At 68.3% G+C, this 271-nt stretch carries 1 protein-coding gene; it reads left to right on the top strand.

Annotated features, from left to right (window positions below):
- On the top strand, positions 1-271 hold a 271-nt coding region (locus HALO32_RS17860), incomplete at both ends, for a TRAP transporter large permease subunit (protein WP_151445253.1).

Genomic DNA, 271 nt, shown 5'->3' with positions numbered 1-271 from the left:
CGTCCTGTTCTACCTGGTGGCGGTGAAGTGGGTGCTGTGGCGCGACCCGGACGCCGGGCCGGCCGGCGAGATGGTGCCCTGGGGGGAGCGCTTTGCCGCTCTCAAGGATGTCGGCAGCACTCTGGTGCTGTTCGTGCTGGTGATCGGCGGCATCTACCTGGGCGTGTTCACCCCCACCGAGGCGGCCGGCATCGGCGCCATGGGGGCCTTCGTGATCGCCCTGATGAAGCGGGCCTTGACGCCTGCGGTGCTGATGAACGTGCTGATGGAC

It is taken from the genome of Halomonas lysinitropha, from assembly GCF_902500215.1.
In the GTDB taxonomy this organism is placed as follows: Bacteria; Pseudomonadota; Gammaproteobacteria; order Pseudomonadales; family Halomonadaceae; genus Halomonas; species Halomonas lysinitropha.
This window is presented reverse-complemented; position numbering and strand designations above follow the sequence as displayed.